At 64.6% G+C, this 19,120-nt stretch carries 16 protein-coding genes; 10 read left to right on the plus strand and 6 right to left on the minus strand.

The window, feature by feature from the left end; genetic code table 11:
* The first annotated feature begins 53 nt into the window (after positions 1 to 53).
* The 3 genes from IB256_RS19180 (at position 54) to IB256_RS19190 (ending at position 2,389) form a co-directional block, all read left to right on the plus strand.
* Positions 54 to 839 carry a transporter substrate-binding domain-containing protein gene (locus IB256_RS19180; protein ID WP_138212225.1) on the plus strand — a complete coding sequence of 262 codons (786 nt, stop codon included), beginning with the start codon at positions 54 to 56 and terminating at the stop codon, positions 837 to 839.
* Positions 840 to 918: 79 nt separating this feature from the next.
* A complete protein-coding gene (locus IB256_RS19185) occupies positions 919 to 1,629 on the plus strand; it encodes an ABC transporter permease (protein WP_015475765.1) in 711 nt (236 codons plus the stop codon).
* A gap of 13 nt (positions 1,630 to 1,642) precedes the next feature.
* Positions 1,643 to 2,389 (plus strand): ABC transporter permease, encoded by a 747-nt coding sequence (locus tag IB256_RS19190; protein WP_192290109.1) that lies wholly within the window; start codon positions 1,643 to 1,645, stop codon positions 2,387 to 2,389.
* 4 nt (positions 2,390 to 2,393) lie between these two features.
* On the opposite strand, the gene IB256_RS19195 is transcribed toward IB256_RS19190, so the two are convergent.
* Positions 2,394 to 3,017, minus strand: coding sequence for a TetR/AcrR family transcriptional regulator (locus IB256_RS19195; RefSeq protein ID WP_192290108.1), 624 nt, complete (start codon positions 3,015 to 3,017; stop codon positions 2,394 to 2,396).
* A 130-nt stretch (positions 3,018 to 3,147) separates the two neighbouring features.
* Here IB256_RS19195 and IB256_RS19200 point away from each other — a divergent pair, with 130 nt between their 5' ends.
* Positions 3,148 to 4,161: a succinylglutamate desuccinylase/aspartoacylase family protein gene (locus IB256_RS19200; RefSeq protein ID WP_192290106.1), complete on the plus strand. Its 1,014-nt coding sequence runs from the start codon at positions 3,148 to 3,150 to the stop codon at positions 4,159 to 4,161.
* A gap of 80 nt (positions 4,162 to 4,241) precedes the next feature.
* Here the strand turns inward: IB256_RS19200 and IB256_RS19205 are convergent, their stop codons facing one another.
* Together IB256_RS19205 and IB256_RS19210 are read right to left on the minus strand one after the other, a co-directional pair.
* Positions 4,242 to 5,825, minus strand: coding sequence for a peptide chain release factor 3 (locus tag IB256_RS19205; RefSeq protein WP_054906664.1), 1,584 nt, complete (start codon positions 5,823 to 5,825; stop codon positions 4,242 to 4,244).
* A 127-nt stretch (positions 5,826 to 5,952) separates the two neighbouring features.
* Positions 5,953 to 7,224 carry a cation:proton antiporter gene (locus tag IB256_RS19210; RefSeq protein ID WP_192290104.1) on the minus strand — a complete coding sequence of 424 codons (1,272 nt, stop codon included), beginning with the start codon at positions 7,222 to 7,224 and terminating at the stop codon, positions 5,953 to 5,955.
* Positions 7,225 to 7,672: 448 nt separating this feature from the next.
* Between IB256_RS19210 and IB256_RS19215 the strand changes: the two genes are divergently transcribed.
* The 5 genes from IB256_RS19215 (at position 7,673) to IB256_RS19235 (ending at position 12,959) form a co-directional block, all read left to right on the plus strand.
* Entirely contained in the window at positions 7,673 to 8,389 is a 717-nt protein-coding gene (locus IB256_RS19215) for an ABC transporter permease (RefSeq protein WP_192290102.1), read from the plus strand.
* A 26-nt stretch (positions 8,390 to 8,415) separates the two neighbouring features.
* A complete protein-coding gene (locus IB256_RS19220; RefSeq protein WP_192403706.1) occupies positions 8,416 to 9,354 on the plus strand; it encodes a glycine betaine ABC transporter substrate-binding protein in 939 nt (312 codons plus the stop codon).
* Position 9,355: 1 nt separating this feature from the next.
* Positions 9,356 to 10,021 (plus strand): ABC transporter permease, encoded by a 666-nt coding sequence (locus tag IB256_RS19225; protein WP_081517409.1) that lies wholly within the window; start codon positions 9,356 to 9,358, stop codon positions 10,019 to 10,021.
* Positions 10,022 to 10,023: 2 nt separating this feature from the next.
* Positions 10,024 to 11,190, plus strand: coding sequence for a betaine/proline/choline family ABC transporter ATP-binding protein (locus tag IB256_RS19230; protein ID WP_138212232.1), 1,167 nt, complete (start codon positions 10,024 to 10,026; stop codon positions 11,188 to 11,190).
* Between the two features lie 605 nt (positions 11,191 to 11,795).
* Positions 11,796 to 12,959, plus strand: a complete 1,164-nt coding sequence (locus tag IB256_RS19235; RefSeq protein ID WP_192290098.1) for a type III PLP-dependent enzyme — start codon at positions 11,796 to 11,798, stop codon at positions 12,957 to 12,959.
* A 212-nt stretch (positions 12,960 to 13,171) separates the two neighbouring features.
* Here the strand turns inward: IB256_RS19235 and IB256_RS19240 are convergent, their stop codons facing one another.
* The 3 genes from IB256_RS19240 to IB256_RS19250 all read right to left on the minus strand — a co-directional run bounded on the left by IB256_RS19240 (position 13,172) and on the right by IB256_RS19250 (position 16,553).
* Complete coding sequence (locus IB256_RS19240) at positions 13,172 to 14,974, minus strand: phosphoethanolamine transferase CptA (RefSeq protein ID WP_192403707.1); 1,803 nt, start codon at positions 14,972 to 14,974, stop codon at positions 13,172 to 13,174.
* A 97-nt stretch (positions 14,975 to 15,071) separates the two neighbouring features.
* The gene (locus IB256_RS19245; protein ID WP_192403708.1) at positions 15,072 to 15,866 is read right to left on the minus strand and encodes a tetratricopeptide repeat protein; all 795 of its coding nucleotides are present in this window, start codon (positions 15,864 to 15,866) and stop codon (positions 15,072 to 15,074) included.
* A 6-nt stretch (positions 15,867 to 15,872) separates the two neighbouring features.
* Positions 15,873 to 16,553 carry a Fe2+-dependent dioxygenase gene (locus IB256_RS19250; protein WP_192403709.1) on the minus strand — a complete coding sequence of 227 codons (681 nt, stop codon included), beginning with the start codon at positions 16,551 to 16,553 and terminating at the stop codon, positions 15,873 to 15,875.
* 201 nt (positions 16,554 to 16,754) lie between these two features.
* Between IB256_RS19250 and IB256_RS19255 the strand changes: the two genes are divergently transcribed.
* Positions 16,755 to 19,058 (plus strand): TonB-dependent receptor, encoded by a 2,304-nt coding sequence (locus IB256_RS19255; protein WP_192403710.1) that lies wholly within the window; start codon positions 16,755 to 16,757, stop codon positions 19,056 to 19,058.
* Positions 19,059 to 19,120 lie beyond the last annotated feature (62 nt).

Here is a 19,120-nt window from a genome sequence, read left to right on the forward strand (position 1 = left end):
GGCGCATCGATGAGCGTGACCCAACACTAAGTAAAACAATGCAGGGGATCACGATGAACAAGAAAGGTCTGTGCAATCTGATGGTGGGTGCGGCGATGCTGGTGGCCGGCGTGGCAAGCGCTCAGGCCGAGACGATCCGCTTCGCCCTGGCCGCCGAACCCTATCCGCCGTTCTCGCAGAAGCAGCCCGATGGCAGCTGGGTCGGCTTCGAGCCGGATCTGATCCACAAGGTCTGCGCCGAGATGAAGGCGACCTGCGAGATCGACGAGGTGGCCTGGGACGGCATCATCCCGGCGCTGCTGGCGAAGAAGATCGACGTGATCTTCAACTCCCTGTCGATCACCGATGAGCGCGAGAAGCAGATCGCCTTCAGCCGTCCCTACTACGACACCCCGGTGGCCGTCGCCGCGCCGCAGGCGGTGGACGTGCAGATCAGCCCCGAGGGCCTGAAGGGCAAGACCATCGGCGTGCAGATCTCCACCGTCAGTTCCAACTACCTCAAGCAGTACTACGAGAAGATCGCCGACGTGCGCTACTACGACACCCAGGACTCGGTGAACGCCGACCTGGTAGCCGGGCGCATCGACCTGATGATGGCCGACGGCATCGCTGTGGCGTCCTTCGTCAAGTCGCCGGATGCCCAGGCGGCCGGCATCGTCAACAAGGGTGAAGTGAAGTACGACCCGCTGTTCGGCCGCGGCGTCGGTGCCGGCATGCGCAAGGGCGATACCGAGCTGAAGGCGAAGATGGACGAGGCCATCGGCAAGCTGCTCGCCAGCGATGACTACAAGGCGCTGTCGGACAAGTACTTCGGCATGAGTGTCGCGCCCAAGCAGTGATTCTGGCGTGAGCCGTCCCCGTGCCCGTTGCGGGCACGGGGACGGGGACGACCCTGAGCCTCCCACCCTGGAGACGGCCATGCAAAGCATCTTCGACCTGATCGGCTTCGGCCCAACCGGCTGGGGCCCGGCCCTGCTCAAGGGGCTGCTGGTCACCCTGCAGATTTCAGTCGGCGCCTTCCTCGTCGGCCTGCTGATCGGCCTGGCCGCGGCGAGCGCCAAGATCGGCGGACCGCGCCCTCTGGCGATGCTCGCGCGCGGCTATACCACGCTGTGCCGGGCGGTGCCGGAGCTGCTGCTGATCCTGCTGCTGTTCTACGTCGGCTCCATGGGCCTGAACCAGTTCTTCGAGTGGCTCGGCTACGGCCAGGTGAAGCTCAACGGCATGATGGTGGCCATCGTCGTGCTCGGCCTGGTGCAGGGTGCCTACGCCTCGGAGATCTTCCGTGGCGCCATCCAGTCGATTCCCTATGGCCAGATCGAAGCGGCGCGCGCCTACGGCATGCACGGCTTCGGCCTGTTCCGCCGGGTGACCCTGCCGATGATGGCGCCCAACGCGCTGGCCGGCATGGCCAACCTGTGGGTCAACCTGATCAAGGACAGCGCGCTGATCAGTGTGGTGGGTACCAACGAATTGCTCTACACCGCCAAGCAGGCCGCCGGTTCGACCCGTCACTACCTGACCTTCTACCTCACCGCGGCGGCGCTGTATTACGTGCTCACCGTGCTTTCCAACCTGTTCGCGGGCTACCTGGAGCGGCGCTTCCGCCGCTGGATTCCGGCGGTCTGAACGAGGCGCGGCGATGAACGAACACTGGCTATTCGTCTACGGGGCCCTGCTGCTCAAGGGCCTGGGCACCACCCTGGTGATCCTGCTGATTTCCGCCACGCTGGGCTTCGTGCTGGCGCTGGGCGTGGCGCTGGCGCGGATGTCGCGCAACTTCCTGGTCTCGCGCCTGGCGCTGGCGTACACCAGCGTGATTCGCGGTACCCCGCTGCTGGTGCAGATCTACATCTTCTACTACGGCCTGGGCAGTCTGTTCGCGCAGTTCCCGCTGATCCGCGGCAGCTTTCTCTGGCCGTACCTGCGCGACGGCTTCTGGTACATCGTGATCGCGCTGATCCTCTCGGTCGGGGCCTACGTCGGCGAGGTGGTTCGTGGCGGCCTGAAGGCCGTGCCGCGTGGCGAGCTGGAGGCCGCTTCGGCGTTCGGCATGAACCGCACGCTGGTGCTCTACCGCGTGTGGTTGCCGCGGGCGATTCGCCTGCTGCTGCCGACGCTGGCGGGGGAAAGTGTGATGCTGCTCAAGTCCACCGCGCTGGCTTCCACCATCGCCGTGGTCGACCTTCTCGGCGCCGCCAACGTGGTGCGTGCGCAGACCTTCCAGATCTATGAGCCGCTGCTGCTGGTGGCGGCGATCTATGTCTGCCTGACCTTCATCATCGAAGCGCTGTTTGCCGTGCTGGAGCGCGCCACGCCGGTTCGCCGCGAGCAGAAGACGACGCAGCGTTCATGGCTGGGCAAGCGCCGTGCAAGGACGGCAGTTTGAGTGATTACGCGTAGGCACCTCGGCGGAGTCCCTCTACCCAGCAACGGCTGAGTTCGAGACCGTCGGCGGCGGTGAAGGTCGAGGGGTTCAGGCACCACTCCAGCCACAGTCCGTCGAGCATGGCGGAGAGACCGATGGCGGCAAGTCGCGGGCGCGCCACGCTGAAACCCTCGGCGCTGGCGAGTTCGCTGATGAGCTTTTCGAGGATCGCGAGGTAGCTGTGGTAGCCGCGCTCGTGCGCCTCGTTCACCGGCGGCGAGTGACGGATCAGACTCCAGAACACTACCCAGGGGCTGAGCAGGTCGGGGTCGAGCACCTGGGGTGAGAAGGAGCCGGTGAGGAAGGCTTCCATGCGCACGGCCGGGTCGTGGCCGGCCGCGTCGACCTGCCGGTAGAGCGCCTGGGTCACCTCGCTGGCGAGGGTTTCGTAGGCCTGGGCGACCAGCGCGTCGATGCTGCCGAAGTGGTGGTTGACCAGACCCACGGCAACGCCGGCTTCCTTGGCGATGCGACGCACCGAGATGCCCGCATGGCCATCGGCGACCAGGCACTTGAGGCAGGCGCGCACGAGATGGTCGCGGCGTTCCTCGGGTGTGGCGCGCTGGGCTTTCTGGCGGGGGATATCCAAGGGCGGGCGTCCTGTGTTGCGTGGTGCCGGCAAGCGGCGAACGGTTTCGATACTAGGAGGCGACGAGGAAGATTTCCACGGGCCTTTTGGATAGAGAGCAGACAGAGGCGAGACAGAGGAGAGAAGGCAGATGATCGAGGACGTATCCTTCAGCGTACCCGGTGATTCAGGTGCCGAGCTGCGCGTGCGCGCCTGGCGTATCGATGGCGGCAGGCCGGGGCCGAAGGTGCACCTGCAGGCCGGTGTGCATGCCGATGAAATCGCCGGGATGCTGGTGCTTCACGAACTGCTGCCACGCCTGCGTGATGCCGCCGAACGCGGTGCGCTCAATGGCAGCGTGACGGTGGTGCCGCAGGCCAATCCCTTCGGCATCGCGCAGTTCCGCCAGGGACGGATTCTCGGTAGGAACCACGACGCGACCTCGCGCAACTTCAATCGTGGCTTCATCGCCTCGGCGGCCGCCAGTGGCACCCTGGATAACCTCACGCTGTGGCAGAAACGTGTGGCAGAACTGGCCGCGCCGGCGGATATCGTGCTCGACCTGCACACCGATGACGAGGCGCTGCAGTATGTCTACATCCACGAGTGCTTCTGGCCTGTCGCGCAGGACCTCGCTGCCGCCCTTCGCGCGGAGCTGGCGATCATCTGGGAAGGCGATGGCGATGGGGCGTTCGAAGAGGTGGTGATCGCCCCGTGGCTGGCCGAACAGCGCTTCGCCGGGCGATTGGTGGCAACCGTCGAACTGCGCGGCCAGGGTGACGTCAGCGACGCGCTGGCACAGCAGGATGCCGATGGTCTCTACCGTTTCCTGGGCGCCCGTGGCGTGGTGAGCGATGCCGGGCCGTTGCCGGAGTGGAAGGGAGTTGCCACGCCAATGGGCTTCATGGAAACCGTGTTCGCCCCGGCTGCCGGCGTGCTGGTTTTCGAACGCGAGCTAGGCGAGTACATCGAGGCGGGCGAGCGCTTCGCGCGCATCATTGCCCGCCCCGGCGACGCCAGCAGCGAGCACATCCTGCTCGCACCGCAGAGTGGGCTGCTTGCCACACGCTATCGCGACCGGCTGATCCCGCAGGGCGCCATCGCTGCCAAGCTGACCGGCAGCGCGACTTCCAGCACCTGGAGTTCGGGCGCACTTGATCCGTAACGCAGAATTGCTCCTGCGAGAATCCGATCGGCGCAAATGAAAACGCCCGCGCAAGGCGGGCGTTTTCGTGAGCGGCGAACTCAGTGGTGTTCGCGGGTGGCGCGGAAGGTGATGTCCGGCCAGCGCTCTTCCATCAGGCTCAGGTTCACGCGGGTCGGGGCCAGGTAGGTGAGGTGGCCGCCGCCGTCCACGGACAGGTTCTCGAAGGCCTTGTCCTTGAACTCCTTGAGCTTCTTCTCGTCCTTGCACTCGATCCAGCGCGCGGACCAGACGTTGATCTGCTCGTAGGCGCACTCGACCTTGTATTCCTCCTTCAGGCGGCTGGCGACGACGTCGAACTGCAGCACGCCGACGGCGCCGAGGATGATGTCGTTGTTGCGCTCGGGGAAGAACACCTGGGTGGCGCCTTCCTCGGCCAGTTCCTGCAGGCCCTGGCGCAGCTGCTTGGACTTGAGCGGGTCCTTCAGGCGCACGCGGCGGAACAGTTCCGGGGCGAAGTGCGGGATGCCGGTGAAGCCCAGCGCCTCGCCTTCGGTGAAGGTGTCGCCGATCTGGATGGTGCCGTGGTTGTGCAGGCCGATGATGTCGCCGGCGAAGGCCTCTTCCAGCTGCTCACGCTCGCTGGAGAAGAAAGTCAGCGCGTCGGCGATCTTCACGTCCTTGCCCAGGCGCACGTGGCGCATCTTCATGCCCTTCTCGTACTTGCCCGAGCAGATGCGCATGAAGGCGATGCGGTCGCGGTGTTTCGGGTCCATGTTCGCCTGGATCTTGAACACGAAGCCGGAGAATTTCTCCTCGGTCGGCGCCACGGTGCGTTCGTGGGCGCCACGCTCCAGCGGTTGCGGGGCCCAGTCGACGATGCAGTCGAGCACCTGGTCGACACCGAAGTTGCCCAGCGCGGTACCGAAGAACACCGGGGTCATCTCGCCCTTGAGGAACGCGTCCTTGTCGAACTCGTGGCAGGCGCCCTGCACCAGTTCCAGCTCTTCGAGGAAGTTGTCGTAGAGGTCGCCCAGGTGCGCGCGTGCTTCGTCCGAGTCGAGCTTGTCGATGACCTTGGTCTCGATGCGCTCGTGGCCGTGGCCCGGCACGTAGACGATGATCTTGTCCTGGGCGAGGTGATACACGCCCTTGAAGTCGCGGTAGCAACCGATCGGCCAGGTGATCGGCGCGGCCTTGATCTTCAGTACCGCTTCGATTTCGTCGAGCAGCTCGATCGGGTCGCGGATGTCGCGGTCGAGTTTGTTGATGAAGCTGACGATGGGCGTATCGCGCAGGCGGCAGACTTCCATCAGGGCGATGGTGCGCGGCTCTACACCCTTGCCGCCGTCGAGGACCATCAGCGCCGAGTCCACCGCGGTCAGGGTGCGGTAGGTGTCTTCGGAGAAGTCTTCGTGGCCGGGGGTGTCGAGCAGGTTGATCATGTGCTCGCGGTAGGGGAACTGCATCACCGAGGTGGTGATGGAGATGCCGCGCTGCTTCTCCATCTCCATCCAGTCGGAGGTGGCGTGGCGGTCGGACTTTCGCGACTTCACGGTACCGGCGACGGCAATCGCCTTGCCCATCAGCAGGAGCTTCTCGGTAATGGTGGTCTTACCGGCGTCGGGGTGGGAAATGATCGCGAACGTACGGCGCTTCGCGACTTCGGCGGCTTGGATGCTCATGGATGGGTGCCTGGTCGATTCGGTGAAGACGGGCGGCGAGCGGCCCGAAAAGCGCGGGATTATAGCCTGATTCGAGGCGTCGCCGGCAGACCCGGCGACGCAAGGCGCTTGGCCTTTGATGGGGCTTTCAGTGATGGCTGTCGGCGACGGTCTCGGCGCCCTTGTAGATGCGACGCACCAGCGGGCCGATGGACAGGCCCTGGAGCAGGATCGACACCAGCACCACCACGTAGGTCAGGCTGAGGATCAGGTCGCGCTGCTCGCCCAGCGGCAGGGAGAGCGCCAGGGCTACCGAGACGCCGCCACGCAGGCCACCCCAGACGAGGATGCGGATGGTGCCGGCAGGTACCTGGCGGCGGCCGTTTTCCCGCTGACGCAGCACGAGGATGGCCGGGGCCACGGTGAGCAGGCGCGAGATCAGCACCGCGCCGCCGAGGACGAAGGCGGCGACCACGTGCAGCCAGTTGAATGGCAGCAGGAGCAGCTCCAGGCCGATCAGGGCGAACAGCAGGGCGTTGAGGATCTCGTCGATCAGCTCCCAGAACTTGTCGATGTAGCGCCGCGTCTCGTCGGACATGGCGTACTGCCGCGCCTGGTTGCCGATGATCAGGCCGGCCACCACCATGGCGATCGGCGCCGACACGTGCAGCCGTGCCGCCAGCGCCGCGCCGCCGATCACCAGGGCGAGCGTCAGCATGACTTCCACCTGGTACTGGTCGATGCCACGCATCATCAGGAACACCCCGTAGCCCAGCGCCGCGCCGAACAGGATGCCGCCGATGGCCTCCTGCACGAACAGCCAGGCGATGGAGGACACGGTGGGTGTCTCGCCGGCCAGCAGGATGCCCAGCAGGATCGTGAAGACCACCACGGCGGTGCCGTCGTTGAACAGCGACTCGCCGACGATGGTGGTGGCCAGCGGCTTGGGCGCGCCGGCGGACCTGAGGATGCCCAGCACCGCGATGGGGTCGGTGGGCGAGATCAGGGCGCCGAACAGCAGGCAGTAGATGAAGTCCACGTGCCAGCCAAAGAGGGCGAAGGTGTAGTAGGCCAGGTAGCCGATCACCGTGGTGGCGATCAGCACGCCGAAGGTGGCCAGCAGGCCGATGGGCCACTTGTAGTTGCGCAGGTCGGCGAGGTTCACGTGCAGCGCGCCGGCGAACAGCAGGGCGGGCAGGAACCAGGTCATCAGCACGTCGGAGAAGTCGATGCGGCTGATGATCTGCTGCATCTCGACTTCAAGGACCGGATAGCCGAGCAGCGACATGCCCTGGGCTATGAAGGAGAACACCAGGGCGGTGGCCATGACACCGATGGTCGGCGGCAGGCGGATGAAGCGGTAGTTGACGTAGGTGAGCAGGGTGGTCAGCGCGATGAACGCCGCAGCCAGATCAAGCATGGTGAAGGATCTCCGTGGTAGGCAAGACGCCGGCCCCGAGTGACCTATCCATGGGTCGGGGGCACGCGAAAGGAACCCGATGATAACCGCTGAGCGAAACCGCGTGCGTGTTCGCCGGGCGCATCCGGCGTTGGGCAAGTGCACCGGGGCGATGGTTCAGCCGGTGCAGCGATTTTTTTTGAAAAAAACTTTGTCACCCACAGCCCCCGGACCATGGGGCCTGACGCCGATTTCGCCTGCGCGCGATGGCACAAAGATGGCAAATTTATTGAACGGATGGGCACGGACGGGGGTCCACCCCTTCGCGACGGTAATCCGCAAACGCATTCGCAAGTGCTTGATTCCCGTCGCGTTTAATTGCGGTCCCAGATGGGTTTCTGGACGGGATCGAGCGTCATGTGAGCGGGGCGATGCCAGTCGCCGCGCACCCGAAGGGAGTCCCCCAACCATGGTGAAAACCACCACGGGCAAGGCCCTGTTCGGCGTCTGCTTCGCAGTCGTTGTTCTGGCTTTGCTGATCCACTGGATCACCCCTGCTACCTTGTGGCAGTACCGCGAAGACCTGCTGTTCTACCTGCAGGCGCACCTGGTCCTGGTGTTCGCATCCATGCTGGCCGCCGTTGCGGTCGGTATTCCCGCCGGCATCCTGCTCAGCCGGCCCGCTCTGCAGGGGCAGGCCGAACGCCTGATGCAGGTGTTCAACGTCGGCAACACCATCCCGCCGCTGGCCGTATTGGCCATTGCCCTGGCGATTGTCGGGATCGGCAACGGTCCGGCGATCCTCGCGCTGTTCCTAGCATCCTTGCTGCCCATCGTGCGCAACACCTACGAAGGCCTGCGCGCCGTGCCGGCCTCGCTCAAGGAAGCGGCCACCGGTATTGGCATGACCCCGCGCCAGGTGCTGCTGCGGGTCGAGTTGCCCAACGCCGTGCCGCTGATCATGGGGGGCGTGCGCATCGCCCTGGCGCTGAACGTGGGTTCCGCTCCGCTGGCCTTCCTGATCGGCGCCAACAGCCTGGGCAGCCTGATCTTCCCCGGCATCGCCCTGGACGACCAGTCCAAGCTACTGCTCGGAGCCGTGTGCACCGCGCTGCTGGCGCTGGTGCTCGATGGCCTGGTGGTGCTGTTCAGCCGCACCGTGCTGGAACGGGGGCTGACGCAATGAAGGGACTCGATTTCAAAGGAGCCGGCATGAAACGTCTGCTTGGCGCGCTGGGCCTGCTGCTCGCCGCCGCCACGGGAGCGGCGCACGCGGCCGACGTGATCCGCATCGGCGGCAAGCCGTTCACCGAACAGCGCATCCTCACCGCCATCACCGCGCAGTACCTGCAGAGCAAGGGCTACGAGGTGAAGGTCACCAACGGCCTGGGCAGCACCCTGGCACGCAGCGCCCAGCAGAGCGGCCAGCTGGACCTGGTCTGGGAGTACACCGGCTCGTCGCTGATCGTCTACAACAAGATCAAGGACAAGCTGGATGCCCAGCAGTCGCTGGCCAAGGTCCGTGAGCTGGACGGCAAGAAGGGGCTGGTCTGGCCCAAGCCGGCGCCGTTCAACAACACCTACGCCCTGGCGATGCCCGAGGAGCAGGCCGAGCAACTCGGCGTGCGTACCCTCAGCGACCTGGCGCGGGTGATGAAGGAGCAGGGCGCGAAGAAGACCCACCTGTTCGCCATGGACCCGGAATTCGCCGGGCGCCCCGACGGCCTCGCGCCGATGAGCGAGCTGTACGGCTTGCACTTCACCCGCGACGACGTGCGGCAGATGGATGCCGGGCTGGTCTACACCGCGCTGAAGAACCGCCAGGTGTTCGTCGGCCTCGTCTACACCACCGATGGTCGCCTGAAGGACTTCAAGCTGCGCGTGCTGGAAGACGACAAGCACTTCTTCCCCTTCTACAACGCCGCCCCGGTGCTGCGCGCCGATGCGCTGCAGAAGCATCCGGAGCTGAAGACCCTGTTCGAGCCCATCTCCGACCTGCTCGACGACAAGACCATGCAGGCGCTCAACGCCCAGGTCGACATCGAACAGGAGCCGCCGCAGCGCGTGGCGCAGAAGTTCCTGCGCGCGCACGGCCTGCTGGGCGACAAGGCCAAGCCTGTCGAGGAACAACCCGCACAGGAGGAAAACTGACATGGACTTCATGACCGTGATTTCCCGCCTGGATTGGACCCAGGTCGGGCAACTGACCCTGCAACACCTGATGCTGGTGTCCATCGCCGTGGGCCTGGCGATCATCGTCGGCGTGCCGCTGGGCGTGCTGATGACGCGCTTCCGCTGGCTCGCCGGGCCGCTGCAGGGCGCCGCCACCGTGGTGCTGACCATCCCGTCCATCGCGCTGTTCGGCCTGATGCTGCCGCTCTACTCGAAGATCGGCCAGGGCCTCGGCCCGCTGCCGGCGATCACCGCGGTGTTCCTCTATTCGCTGCTGCCGATCCTGCGCAACACCTACCTCGCGCTGACCAATGTCGAACCCGGCATCCGCGAAGCCGGCAAGGGCATCGGCATGACCTTCTGGCAGCGCCTGCGGATGGTCGACATCCCCATCGCCGTACCGGTGATCCTCGCCGGCGTGCGCACCGCCGTGGTGATGAACATCGGCGTGATGACCATCGCCGCGGTGATCGGTGCCGGTGGCCTGGGCGTCCTCATCCTCAATTCCATCAGCCAATCCAACATGCCCATGCTGGTGGTCGGCGCCGTGCTGGTGAGCCTCTTGGCCATCGCCGCCGACCTGCTGCTGCAATGGTTGCAGCGTGCGCTCACCCCGAAGGGCCTGCGCCCGCAGACAGGAGACTGAACATGATCGAACTCGACCAACTGACCAAGACCTTCACCCTCAAGGACGGCAAGGAATTCCGTGCCGTGGACAAGGTCAGCCTGACTGTGGAGAAGGGTGAGATCTGCGTGTTCCTTGGCCCCTCTGGCTGCGGCAAGACCACCACGCTGAAGATGATCAACCGGATCATCCAGCCCACCTCCGGGCGCGTGCTGATCGACGGCCAGGACACCGCCGAACTGGACGAGGTGACCCTGCGCCGGCAGATCGGGTACGTGATCCAGCAGATCGGCCTGTTCCCCAACATGACCATCGAGGAAAACATCATGGTCGTGCCGCGCTTGCTCGGCTGGGACAAGCAGAAGTGCAAGGAGAAAGCGCGCGAGCTGATGGCCATGGTCAAGCTCGAGCCCAAGCAGTATCTGTCGCGCTACCCGCGTGAATTGTCCGGTGGGCAGCAACAGCGTATCGGCGTGATCCGCGCACTGGCGGCCGACGCGCCGCTGCTGCTGATGGACGAGCCGTTCGGCGCGGTGGACCCGATCAACCGCGAGTCGATCCAGAACGAGTTCTTCGAGTTGCAGCGCAAGCTGGGCATGACCGTCATCATGGTCAGCCACGACATCGACGAGGCGATCAAGCTGGGCGACAAGGTGGCGGTGTTCAAGAGCGGCCGGCTCCTCCAGTACGATCACCCGGACACCCTGCTGGCGCACCCGGCGGACGAGTTCGTCAGCGCCTTCACCGGCCAGGACAGTACCCTGAAGCGTCTGCTGCTGGTGCGTGCCGAGGATGCCGCCGACAGCAGCATCGTCACCGCCAACCCGCAGACCAGCGTCGCCGAAGCGCTGGAGAAGATGGAGGAAGACGACCGCCGCTACCTGGTGGTGGTCGACGCCAACGGCAAGGGGCTGGGCTACGTACGTCGCAAGGACATGCGCCGCAAGGAAGGCGCGTGCAGCGACTTCCTCAACGAATTCCGCGTGACCGCCAGCCACGACGAGCACCTGCGCATCCTGTTGTCGCGCATGTACGAGTTCAACAGCTCGTGGCTGCCGGTGCTGGATGCCGAGGGGCAGTTCCTCGGCGAGGTGACGCAGGAGTCGATCGCCGATTACCTGAGCTCGGGCCGCTCGCGTGGGCGCAAGACCAACATCGTGTCGCCGGCGGAGGTTGCTCAGGCTTCCTGATATTTCCAGCGGGCACGTGCCCCTCACCCTAACCCTCTCCCGGAGGGAGAGGGGACCGTCCGCGGTTTGATGCCAGGCCAGCGTCAGCCTGTCCATCTGCGACAAACTTCCGGACTGCTCGGATTACCCCCTCTCCCTTTGGGAGAGGGCAGGGGTGAGGGGATGGCCCCCGCTCCGAAATTCCCGAAAAATCCCCTCCCGCACCACCCATCCCAAACAGCTGAACTCCCCCCTCTGTCACCGGTCGTTAACTCAGTAGGACGATGATGCAGAAACGCGTCGAAAGCCCCGTTCTGTGCGGTATTCCGTGCATTTTGTTGAGTATCCAAAACAGTCAACCGGCAGTGCGACAAAGGGATGCGAAAAAGCGGCAATTCAGGGTTGAACTCAGGGACTTCAGGTCCTAAAGTTCGCGCCCGAACGTCCATGCTGGAAACGATCCATCCGGCTCAAGTACTGACGACGAGAGGCACCGGCTCCATTGACCGGTACCGGTGATACTCGGCGACATGCCTTGGGAAGTAGGCGAACCAAAGTGGGGAAACGGATTCGACGTTCAGCTTCACCCCTACGAATAACCTGTTCTGCCATTTGGAGTCCCAACCATGTCCATCAAGGTCGAGGATTACTTCGCCCCCGAAACCTTCCAGCGTATGAAGGCGTTTGCCGACAAGCAGGAAACCCCCTTCGTCGTCATCGACAAGCAGACCATCGCTGATGCCTACGACCAGCTGACCGGCTGCTTCCCGTTCGCCAAGATCTATTACGCGGTGAAGGCCAACCCGGCCACCGAGATCACCGAGTTGCTGCGCGACAAGGGTTCGAACTTCGACATCGCTTCCATCTATGAGCTGGACAAGGTGATGAAGACCGGCGTGCGCGCCGAGCAGATCAGCTACGGCAACACCATCAAGAAAGCCCGCGACATTCGCTACTTCTTTGATAAGGGCGTGCGCCTGTTCGCCACCGACTCCGAAGCTGACCTGCGCAACATCGCCAAGGCCGCGCCGGGCTCCAAGGTCTACGTGCGTATCCTCACCGAAGGCTCCACCTCGGCTGACTGGCCGCTGTCGCGCAAGTTCGGCTGCCAGTCGGACATGGCCATGGACCTGCTGGTACTGGCCCGCGACCTGGGCCTGGTGCCCTACGGCGTGTCCTTCCACGTCGGTTCGCAGCAGCGCGACATTGGTGTGTGGGACGCGGCGATTGCCAAGGTGAAGGTCATCTTCGAGCGCCTGAAGGAAGAGGACGGCATCGAGCTGAAGCTGATCAACATGGGCGGCGGGTTCCCGGCCAACTACATCGCCAAGACCAACAGCCTGGAAACCTACGCGGAAGAAATCATCCGTTTCCTCAAGGAAGACTTCGGCGACGAACTGCCGGAAATCATCCTGGAGCCGGGCCGCTCGCTGATCGCCAACGCCGGCATCCTGGTCAGTGAAGTCGTGCTGGTGGCGCGCAAGTCGCGTACCGCCGTCGAGCGCTGGGTGTTCACCGATGTGGGCAAGTTCTCCGGCCTGATTGAAACCATGGACGAGTCCATCAAGTTCCCGATCCACGTGGAGAAGGCGGGCGAGCTGGAGGAAGTGGTGATCGCTGGTCCGACCTGCGACAGCGCGGACATCATGTACGAGCACTACAAGTACGGCCTGCCCCTGAACCTGGCTGCTGGTGACCGCCTGTACTGGCTGTCCACCGGCGCCTACACCACCAGCTACAGTGCGGTGGAATTCAACGGCTTCCCGCCGCTGAAGGCCTTCTACCTGTAAGCCATGCTGCCCTGAAAGAGCCCCGCTGATGCGGGGCTTTTTCTTTTCTGACGGCGTGGACGGGCGATGGACTGAATCCGCTACGCACTGTTGTCGGAGCGAGCCATGTCAGCGATCGCGCCCATGGGGCGATCCTGCAGATTGAGTCCATGGGTGGGGCCGAATGAAAAACGCCCCGCAGGAGCGGGGCGTTTCATCGCATCACGGGAGACTCAACCCTCCTTGGGTTGCGTCTGCACCGGAGCCTGGGCCGTGGCGGGAGCCTTGGCGTCCTTGGCGATTTCCTGTTCCGGCGCGGCCTTGTCCTGCGGCAGCTTGTCGAACTCGTGCAGACCGTCCTTCTTGTACGGGTCGCCGATCCAGCGCGGGGCGGCGGCGAACTGCTCGTTCACCAGGCTCTTGGCCGGTTCGTAACGGTCGTAGCTCAGGCCGGCGAGGTCCGACAGGGTGTGGATCAGGTGCGAGCTGCTGTACGAGCGGTTGGCCACTGCCTGCAAGTCGCGCGGGTGTTCGGCCTGCCAGCTCGGCGAGGTCCAGACCATGAACGGAATGGTGTACATCGGCCGGGTCGGGTCCATCTCGTTGCGGCCCAGACGGTCGTGGTTGCCCGAACTGTAGACTTCCTCGCCGTGATCGGAGAGGTAAAGCATGAAGCCGTTGGCGTTGGCGGCCGAATAGCGCTTGATCAGGCTCGACACCACGAAGTCGTTGTAGCGCACCGCGTTGTCGTAGAAGTTGTAGGTCTCCACCTGGTCATCCGACAGCGCCGAAGGCACGCCCTGGCGGTCCTTGAAGTGGGCGAACTCTTCCGGGTAGCGGTAGCGGTAGTCCATGTGCGTGCCCAGCAGGTGGACCACGATGAACTTCTTCTGCGCCGGGTCCTTCAGGGCCTTCTCGAACGGGTCCAGCACCACGCCGTCGTACTGGCTGGCGTTCTGGTTGCGCTGGTTGTTCAGGTACGCCTGCTCGTCCGTCTGCTGGGAGAAGGTGGTGAGCATGGTGTTGCGCTTGGTCATCGTCTGCTGGTTGGTGATCCAGAAGGTCTTGTAGCCTGCCTGTTTCATCAGGTTGATCAGCGACGGATCGGTGAGGAACCTGTCGGGGTTCTGTTCATCACCGAAGGTGAGGATCTGCTGCATCACCTCGATGGTGTAGGGGCGCGGCGCGACCACATTCTGGAACACGGTCAGGCCCTGGCCGCTGGCGGCGAGGGCGTCGAGGTTCGGCGTGGTGTCGCGGCCGTAGCCGTACAGGTGCATGTGCTGGCGGGTGGTGGATTCGCCCAGCACGAGGACCAGGGTGCGCGGCTCGTTGCCGCTGCTGTCCTTGAGGTTCTGCAGGGGCGGCAGCGAGGCGTTCTGTTGCAGCAGTTTCTGCATGTTGTCCAGTTGCTGGCGGTACTGGACGTAGCCGACCACCAACTGCCACGGTACTGCCGGCTCCATGCGCGACTGCACCTTTTCCACCGCCTGGGCGAAGGTGCGCTCCTGGGTGACCATCTGCTTGTAGAAGGGGTAGAACAGGTTCAGCACGACCAGCAGCACGGCCAGCGGCACGCGGGCATAGGCCGGCATGCTGATCGGGCGGATGCGCTTCCACAGCACCACGGCGACCACGCTGTAGGCCAGCAGCGCCAGGCACAGCCAGAGGCTGAAGTACTGGCTGAAGTACTCGCCGGCTTCGGCGGTGTTCGACTCGAACATCACGAAGATGACGCTCTGCGAGAACTCCTGCTTGTAGATGCCGAAGTAGCTCAGGCCCACCAGCGAGGCGCCCCAGAGCACCAGGCCGATGACGGCGGCAATACCCCTGGTGAAGCGCGGCAGCAGCAGCGGCGGTGCGAGCCACAGGCTGCTGAGGAAGAACGCGTCGCGGAAGCCGGCAAAGCCAGTGGTGCCGCTGAACAGGATCAGCGCCTGGGTAACGCCGGAGAAGTACCAGAAGAACAGCAGGAGCCAGCCCAGGGCGGCCCAGTCCACGCGTTTGCGCGCTACGGGGGATGTGGTGTTCGACACTTGCGCCTCGTCGTTACGTGGCGGCTGCCGAACACTCCGGCAGCCAGGTTAGCCGGCAAAGCTAGCAGGGTTGGCGTGAAAATTACGTCAAGGAGCGTCAGGCGACGCCCATCTGCTCGGCGAGGTGATGCAGGTCCGACTCATCGCCCAGTTCGGCGGCGCGCTGGAAGTAGGCCAGGGTCAGCTCGCGCAGGCTGGGCGGCATGGAGGCGGCGAGCTGGTGGCGGGCCACGCGCAGGAAGTTGAGGTTGCCGCCTTCCAGTGCGCGCTCCAGCCAGATGCGCGCGGCGGGCAGGTCGCCGCGTTCGGCGAGCACCGAAGCGTGGCTGAACTGACCACGGAAGTCACCGGCCTCGGCCGACCGGCGGTACCACTGGCGCGCGGTATCCAGGTCGCGCGGCACCACCAGGCCCTCCTCGTGGAAGCGCCCGACCAGGTTCATCGACTTGGCGTGACCCAGCGTCGCTGCGCTCTGGTACAGCGCCAGTGCGCGGGCGCCGTCGCGTTCCACGCCACGGCCGGTGGAGAGCAGGTTGGCGAGGTTGTACATCGCCCAATCGAGTTTCTGCTGCGCAGCGATGGCGTAATGACGGGCGGCGCCGGCCTCGTCCTTCGCGCAGCCCCAACCATGCTCCAGGCAGCGCCCGAGCATGTTGCGCGCCATGGCGTGGCCGCGCTCGGCGGCAATGCCGAACCAGGTCAGGGCGAGGTCGACATCCTGCTCGATGCCGTGGCCGTCGAGGAGGATCTGCCCGAGCAGCGCCTGGGCTTCGAGGTCACCCTCGCGGGCACCGGTCACGATGAGGCGGGCGGTCTGTCGCGGGTCATCGGCGAGCTGGCCGGTGAGGTCTTCGACGTTGATTTCTTCAGTGCGACGCAGGATGAAACTCATGGCGGGTCAGACGTCCACCCAACGGCGCAGCAGGTTGTGGTAGGTGCCGGTCAGCTCGATCAGCGCCGGATGGTCCGGCACGTCGCGGGTCAGCGCCTGGATCGACTGGTCCATCTGGAACAGCAGGGCGCGCTGGCTGTCCTCGCGCACCAGGCTCTGGGTCCAGAAGAACGAGGCGATGCGCGCCCCACGGGTCACCGGGTTGACCTTGTGCAGGCTGGTGGCGGGGTAGAGCACCAGGTCGCCGGCCGGCAGCTTGACCTGCTGGGTGCCGTAGGTGTCCTGAATCACCAGTTCGCCGCCGTCGTAGTCCTCCGGGTCGCTGAAGAACAGCGTCGAGGACACGTCGGTGCGCACTCGCTCGCGGCCGCCCTGGGTGTCGCGCACGGCGTTGTCGATGTGGAAGTCGAACGAGCCGCCGCTGGTATAGCAGTTGAACAGCGGCGGGAACACCTTGCTCGGCAGCGCGGCCGACTGGAACAGCGGGTTGCTCCACAGGCGCTGCAGCATGGCTTCGCCGATCTCGCGGGCCAGCGGGTGGTCCTGCGGCAGTTGCAGGTTGTGCTTGGCGCGGGACGACTGGTAACCGGCGGTGACCTTGCCGTCGGCCCACTCGGCCTGTTCCAGGGCGGCGCGAATGCGCGTCACCTCATCGCGGGAGAACACGCCGGGAATGTGCAGCAGCATGGGCCGGTTCCATCAGTTTCGATAATTTGCCAATGATAATGATTTGCAACATATCGGTACAACCGGCATACCCCTGCTTCCGACAGGGAGAAAGTGTAAAAGTTGTAAATCATGTGCGTATGGTAATGAGTGTGAATTGATACAAATTCTCAGTTGCAATAAATTGCGCGGCCTTCATGAACCCCTGGGGAGGGAGTTTCGATGTCGCGTCAATCCACCGAGTTCGCCGGCAGCAAGCCGCGCCTTCTAGTCAGCGCTGTCGGCGTGGCGATCACCGCCATGTCCGGCGCTCAACTGGCCCATGCTGACGAAGCGCCGAAGAAGTCCGGCCAGGACGTGCTGTCCCTGGACGCCGACACCGTCGTCGGCACGCAGCAGCAGGACCCGACCACCTACAACGTCGAGAAGTCCTCCAACGAGAAGTACACCGCGCCGCTGCTGGATACGCCGCGCTCGGTGACCGTGGTGCCGCAGCAGGTGATCAAGGACACCGGCGCACTGACCCTGCAGGATGCCTTGCGCACCGTGCCGGGCATCACGTTCGGCGCCGGCGAGGGTGGCAACCCCACCGGTGACCGTCCGTTCATCCGTGGCTTCGACGCGCAGAGCGACACCTATGTCGACGGTGTCCGCGACACCGGCGCGCAGTCCCGCGAGGTCTTCAACCTCGAGCAGATCGAAGTCAGCAAGGGCCCGAACTCGGCGTTCGGTGGCCGCGGCTCGGCCGGTGGCAGCCTGAACCTGATCAGCAAGCAGGCCAAAGCCGGCAACTTCACCGACGGCAGCTTCACCTACGGTTCCGACCAAACCCGTCGCTACACCCTCGACACCAACCAGGAATTCCTCGACGGCAACGCCGCCTTCCGCCTGAACCTGATGACCCACGACCAGAACGTCGCCGGTCGCCAGGCGGTGGACGCCAGCCGCTGGGGTATCGCGCCGTCCCTGACCTTCGGCCTCAACGGTCCGACCCGCGTCACCGTCAGCCATTACCACCTGGAAAGCGACGACACTCCTGACTCGGGCATCCCGTACGCCAAGAGCGCCGACCGCAGCAAGCACAACCCCGACAAGCCGGTGAACGTCGACCGCGACAACTACTACGGCCTCGAGGATCGCGACTTCCAGAAGAGCCGCATCGACACCAGCACCCTCACTTTCGAGCACGACTTCAACGATGCCCTGAGCCTGCGCAACACCCTGCGCTACGGCACCGCGCACCAGGACTACATCTGGACCCAGCCCGACGACAGCCAGGGCAACATCAACAACGGGACCGTCTGGCGCCGCAACAACAACCGCATCAGCACCACCACCACCGCGACCAACCAGACCGACCTGTTCGGCGAGTTCTACCTGGCCGGCTTCAAGAACAGCTTCACCACCGGCCTGGAATTCACCCGCGAAGACAGCAAGCGCGACGGCTACACGGTGAACACCAACACCGGTTCCAGCGCCGGCGCCAACAAGTGCCGTCCGGCCATCGTCGGCGCACCCAGCGGCTACAACTGCACCAGCCTGGAAAACCCCAACCCGCACGATCCGTGGAACGGCAGCATCGTCCGCAACTACAAGCCGCTGAACACCGTCGCCACCACCAAGGCGATCTACGGCTTCGACACGATTGACCTGAACGAGCAATGGCAAGTCAACGTCGGTGCGCGTTTCGACAGCTTCGAGACCACCGCGAAGAACCACGGCGTGAGCCCGACCACCAAGTTCGAGGACAGCTCCAGCTTCTGGAACTGGCAGGCCGGCGTGGTCTACAAACCGGCGCCCAACGGCAGCATCTACGCTTCCTACGCGACTTCGGCGACCCCGCCCGGCTCTATGCTGGACAACGGTGACACCGGCAACGCCGTGGATACCTTCGCGGTGAAGAACAACCTGGAGCCGGAAGAAACCACCAACTACGAAATCGGCACCAAGTGGAACTTCCTCGACGAGCGCCTGGAGCTGACCGCAGCGATTTTCCGCACCGACAAGGACAACGCCCGCGTACTGGTCTCCAACCAGACCTACGACAACGCCGGCCAGTCCCGCGTCGACGGCCTCGAGCTGTCCGCCAGCGGCAAGATCACCGACAAGTGGAAGGTATTCGCCGGCTACAGCTACCTCGACAGCGAACTGGTCAAGGCGGGTAAGTCCGGTCGTAGCGGCACGGTGAACGCCACCGCCGCCTCCAACGACGGCAACCAGATGCCCAACACTCCGGAAAACAGCTTCAGCCTGTGGACCACCTACGATGTACTGCCCAACGCCACCATCGGCGGCGGCACCTTCTACGTCGACAAGGTCTACGGCGACGTGGCCAACACCATGTACGTCCCGGACTACTGGCGCTACGACGCGATGGCCGCCTACAAGCTGAGCAAGAACGTCGACTTCCAGCTCAACGTGCAGAACGTCTTCGACAAGAAGTACTTCGACAAGGCCTACGCCTCGCACTACGCGTCGCAGGCGGCCGGCCGCACCGTGCTGCTGTCCACCAACTTCCACTTCTAAGGCCGCGCGTCTCTGGCGACCTGCCCCGGCCGATGCTCCTCGGCCGGGGCTTTTCTTTGTCC

This window comes from Pseudomonas sp. PDM17 (assembly GCF_014851985.1).
Taxonomy (GTDB): domain Bacteria; phylum Pseudomonadota; class Gammaproteobacteria; order Pseudomonadales; family Pseudomonadaceae; genus Pseudomonas.

What these genes read in the sequence shown, in the direction of transcription:
- IB256_RS19180 (WP_138212225.1), top strand. Translation starts at nt 54, where the DNA reads ATGAACAAGAAAGGTCTGTGCAATCTGATGGTGGGTGCGGCGATGCTG.
- IB256_RS19185 (WP_015475765.1), top strand. Translation starts at nt 919, where the DNA reads ATGCAAAGCATCTTCGACCTGATCGGCTTCGGCCCAACCGGCTGGGGC.
- IB256_RS19190 (WP_192290109.1), top strand. Translation starts at nt 1,643, where the DNA reads ATGAACGAACACTGGCTATTCGTCTACGGGGCCCTGCTGCTCAAGGGC.
- IB256_RS19200 (WP_192290106.1), top strand. Translation starts at nt 3,148, where the DNA reads ATGATCGAGGACGTATCCTTCAGCGTACCCGGTGATTCAGGTGCCGAG.
- IB256_RS19205 (WP_054906664.1), bottom strand. Translation starts at nt 5,825, where the DNA reads ATGAGCATCCAAGCCGCCGAAGTCGCGAAGCGCCGTACGTTCGCGATC.
- IB256_RS19210 (WP_192290104.1), bottom strand. Translation starts at nt 7,224, where the DNA reads ATGCTTGATCTGGCTGCGGCGTTCATCGCGCTGACCACCCTGCTCACC.
- IB256_RS19215 (WP_192290102.1), top strand. Translation starts at nt 7,673, where the DNA reads ATGGTGAAAACCACCACGGGCAAGGCCCTGTTCGGCGTCTGCTTCGCA.
- IB256_RS19220 (WP_192403706.1), top strand. Translation starts at nt 8,416, where the DNA reads ATGAAACGTCTGCTTGGCGCGCTGGGCCTGCTGCTCGCCGCCGCCACG.
- IB256_RS19225 (WP_081517409.1), top strand. Translation starts at nt 9,356, where the DNA reads ATGGACTTCATGACCGTGATTTCCCGCCTGGATTGGACCCAGGTCGGG.
- IB256_RS19230 (WP_138212232.1), top strand. Translation starts at nt 10,024, where the DNA reads ATGATCGAACTCGACCAACTGACCAAGACCTTCACCCTCAAGGACGGC.
- IB256_RS19235 (WP_192290098.1), top strand. Translation starts at nt 11,796, where the DNA reads ATGTCCATCAAGGTCGAGGATTACTTCGCCCCCGAAACCTTCCAGCGT.
- IB256_RS19245 (WP_192403708.1), bottom strand. Translation starts at nt 15,866, where the DNA reads ATGAGTTTCATCCTGCGTCGCACTGAAGAAATCAACGTCGAAGACCTC.
- IB256_RS19250 (WP_192403709.1), bottom strand. Translation starts at nt 16,553, where the DNA reads ATGCTGCTGCACATTCCCGGCGTGTTCTCCCGCGATGAGGTGACGCGC.
- IB256_RS19255 (WP_192403710.1), top strand. Translation starts at nt 16,755, where the DNA reads ATGTCGCGTCAATCCACCGAGTTCGCCGGCAGCAAGCCGCGCCTTCTA.